This window comes from Parabacteroides sp. AF39-10AC (assembly GCF_003635405.1).
In the GTDB taxonomy this organism is placed as follows: domain Bacteria; phylum Bacteroidota; class Bacteroidia; order Bacteroidales; family Tannerellaceae; genus Parabacteroides; species Parabacteroides distasonis.
Genome location: NZ_QTLP01000063.1, coordinates 1 through 3,225, shown reverse-complemented (window position 1 = coordinate 3,225; position 3,225 = coordinate 1). Strand labels below are relative to the sequence as shown.

General features: G+C 56.0%; 5 protein-coding genes. All 5 read right to left on the bottom strand.

Features of this window, described 5'->3' with window-relative positions:
* Nucleotides 1-405 (bottom strand): Wzz/FepE/Etk N-terminal domain-containing protein (locus tag DW033_RS24060; RefSeq protein ID WP_233554307.1); only part of this gene is annotated, 405 nt, incomplete at its 3' end.
* Between the two features lie 37 nt (nt 406-442).
* Nucleotides 443-1,240 carry a polysaccharide biosynthesis/export family protein gene (locus DW033_RS24055; protein ID WP_122383241.1) on the bottom strand — a complete coding sequence of 266 codons (798 nt, stop codon included), beginning with the start codon at nt 1,238-1,240 and terminating at the stop codon, nt 443-445.
* A 47-nt stretch (nt 1,241-1,287) separates the two neighbouring features.
* Nucleotides 1,288-1,716: a BT0820 family HAD-type phosphatase gene (locus tag DW033_RS24050; protein WP_005863166.1), complete on the bottom strand. Its 429-nt coding sequence runs from the start codon at nt 1,714-1,716 to the stop codon at nt 1,288-1,290.
* Nucleotides 1,717-1,882: 166 nt separating this feature from the next.
* Nucleotides 1,883-2,287: a hypothetical protein gene (locus tag DW033_RS24045; RefSeq protein ID WP_036615028.1), complete on the bottom strand. Its 405-nt coding sequence runs from the start codon at nt 2,285-2,287 to the stop codon at nt 1,883-1,885.
* A gap of 5 nt (nt 2,288-2,292) precedes the next feature.
* Nucleotides 2,293-3,225 (bottom strand): transcription termination/antitermination protein NusG (locus DW033_RS24040; RefSeq protein ID WP_122383240.1); only part of this gene is annotated, 933 nt, incomplete at its 5' end.

Genomic DNA, 3,225 nt, shown 5'->3' with positions numbered 1-3,225 from the left:
GTTGAAGCCCAAGGCGTTCGACTCCTCCATGTCGATATACAGGCCCATGTCGTTCACCACCTTCTTGATCAACGTGCGGGACCTCAGGATCTCGACCTCGTTGTCGAAGTTGCTCGTCATCGAGAGCATGCCAAGGTCCTGTATCGCAGCCAAGCCGCTGGCGGCGTTTGCCCCCTTCTTCTCGTCCTCCTTGATCAGCACCGACGACGTGACGTTATACACCGGCGTCTGGTAACGCAGGAAGACGTACATCCCGATGCAGCAGGCCAGTACGCTCGCCACGAACCAAGGCCAATAAACCATATACTTGAAAAACACGGCGTAAAGATTGATCTCACGATCCTCCCCCTCCGGATTGTTATTGTTATTATTATTATTGCTTGTATTTATACCATCGTCCACCATCTCTCTAAATTTTCAATTCTCAATTCTCTATTTTCAATTATTTAAGTATGTTCACCAACAGGCCGGCGATCGAGACCAAGATCGAGATCGAGCTCACCCACAACGTCGTGCTGTTACCGATATCGGAGTTCCTCGCCTTCGTCTCGTTCGGCGTGACATAAAGGATGTCGTTCTGTTTCAAATAATAATACGGGGAGGTCACGATTCCGGCGTCGTTCAGGTCAAGGTTGATGATCTTGCGCTTCCCGCTCTCGTCCTCGCGGATCAGCTTCACGTTGTCACGTACGCCATAGATCGTCATGTCGCCGGCCATCGCCAACGCCTCCAGAACGTTCACCTTCTCGTTGCCGATCGTGAAGCTGCCCGGACGGGCCACCTCGCCCAAGACCGAGATCTTGTAGTTCGCCATGCGCACCGTCACGATGGGCGCCTCCTTCAAGTAAGGCCTCAATCTCTCACGGATCAGGCTCTCCGCCTCGTTCTTCGTCAAGCCGCCGACCCTCAGCGTACCGATCACAGGGAAGTCGATCTCGCCGGAGTTGTTCACGAGGTATTGCTGCAACGTGGGTTGCGTCGTCGTGTTGATGTTCGTCAGGGCCGCGTTCAACGGGGTCTGCACCGTCAGGTTGAACGGGGCCGCCGCCTGAGGGTCCGTCGTGTTGACCGTGATGCTCAACAGGTCCTTGGGCATGATCTTGGCGTCATACAGGGGAAGCGTCCCCTCGAGATCGTTCACCGCCTCCGGGTTCTGGAGGTAGGGCACGTTCTTGTAAGACGTACACGCCGCCAGCAAAAGGGGCAGCGAGAATAGGAACAGTAGTCTTTTGATCTTCATATTATTTTGTTATCGTTTTTATTTCTTTAAACACGGATGACACGGACTTAACGGAAAAGGCGGGACAGGAAACCTTTGGGTTTCTCCGGCTCGTATTCCGACTCGTATTTACGCGTCAAGTCCTCATAGCTCAGTCCCTTGGTCACCATCTCGTAGATCGTGCCCCAGTCCGGGAGGCCGCCGAGGTTGCGGTCGTCGATGAAAACGTCCGCCTTCAGCTTGCGGGAGAAGTGGTTGTTCCGGTCTCTCTCCTCCTCCGGGTAGTCACGGTTCACCGCGTAGAACTCCAAGCCACGCTCACGGCAGAAGGACAACGCCTCCTCCAAGAGCCCGCCCTCACGGACCGTCCAAAGGATCAGCTTATGCCGATCCGATTGCAATTTCCTCAACGTCTCGATGGCGAAAGGAAGCTCACGCCCGATCGCCGGATACTTGTGCTCGACGATCGTACCGTCGAAATCTACCGCTATTATCATCTCTTTAATTCTCAATTCTCAATTATAAAAGGGCCGGACCACCGGACGGCCGGAGTGGTATATGTTAAAGCGGGGTCAGCCTATCGGCCAAAGCCAAGGGGTCTCCTAGCCGCTAGAGACGGCCATTGCCATCCGGGGGATCCGACCGTTTCTTTTCTGCCCTTATCTAATTCTCGCTTAACCGGGGCAATCCCTCCACCTCGCCGGCGTGCCATTCACGGTAGTCCGCCAAGGGAAACCCGGGGACGGTCAATAGCTTGTAATCCGACCCGTCTCTTCTCAAGATATGCTTGCGAGTATATGAGCGGAGCGAGCGATCCGTAACGGACACCATCACGATCGGGAACGGGTAGGCGTACAGGCGCAACGGAGTGGTCTCGCTATCCGGGAACGCACGATGCAGCTGGTAGGCCGAACGCTCGAACGCTACCCAGTAGGGACCCGTGCAATACAGGTGTATTGAGTTTCGGTTCGCACGCTCACGATCCATGATCTCTGTCAAACGCTCACGCAACAGGTTCATCAGCCGGATGCCCGAAGGGACGCCGCATGTCTCTCTCTCTTCTCTCATATCTTTTATTCATCGCCGTTCCCGTGCCCGAACCAACGGTCGTAATCACGTAAACGACGTATCAACACGGTCTTGCTCCTCTTGGGCGAGGCCTCCTCCTGCCAAGGGTCAACCAGCTCGTGCGCCATGCGCTGGTAGAGGCTGCTGTCCGTACAGCCGTACAGCGTGACCAGCAACAAGGCACGGGATTGCCCCGCTTTTATCACCGGGAGCATGCTGCGCATCGTAGAACGCAAACGATCGAACTCATCCTCCTCGCCCAAAAGCAGATAGGCTGGAAGGAGCAAAGAGTAAAGCTTGCAACGGATCACGTCGGTCTCACCACGGAGAGAGGCGTAGCCACGCAGGACCTCACGGGCCAGACGGGCATCCTCATCCACTACCACGCCAGAGGCATGGTAACGGCCCAAGGCATCGTGCAAGCCCTCCGACAGACGGTCGTTGTCCAAATGGGTATACACGTGCTTGCCCCCCGTGTTCAGCTCGATCAACTCGTACTCCCCAGCTCTCACCTCGAACAAGGGGACCCACAGGCAGTCGAGGATACGCACCATCACGTCCTTATGCCCACCGCCCGGCTGCACCACCACCTCCGCCTCCATATTGGAAAAAGGGCCGGAGGTGATACGCACACGGTCGCCTTTCAACAAGCGGCCGCTATCTGGCACGTACACCGGAAGCTCGTTGGAGTAAGAAGCCGCGACCCAACGCAAGGTATCCATCTCACGATCCGAGAGGTACGGGAAATAAGACCGCCCGCCGGAGGAAACCCGGGGGAGGAAATTATACAGGGGAAGCGTACGCTTCAGGCTAAAGATCTCGTCCTCCGAGGCGTGGACGAACACGTAGTTGTACAGCAGGGGCCGTTTCGTGTTGACCATCTTACCGCCCACCTTCCTCGCCTCGACATACGAGGGGGAGAAATACTCGAACAAGGC

Coding starts and splice junctions, on each gene's coding strand:
- DW033_RS24055 (WP_122383241.1), bottom strand. CDS start 1,240: ATGAAGATCAAAAGACTACTGTTCCTATTCTCGCTGCCCCTTTTGCTG.
- DW033_RS24050 (WP_005863166.1), bottom strand. CDS start 1,716: ATGATAATAGCGGTAGATTTCGACGGTACGATCGTCGAGCACAAGTAT.
- DW033_RS24045 (WP_036615028.1), bottom strand. CDS start 2,287: ATGAGAGAAGAGAGAGAGACATGCGGCGTCCCTTCGGGCATCCGGCTG.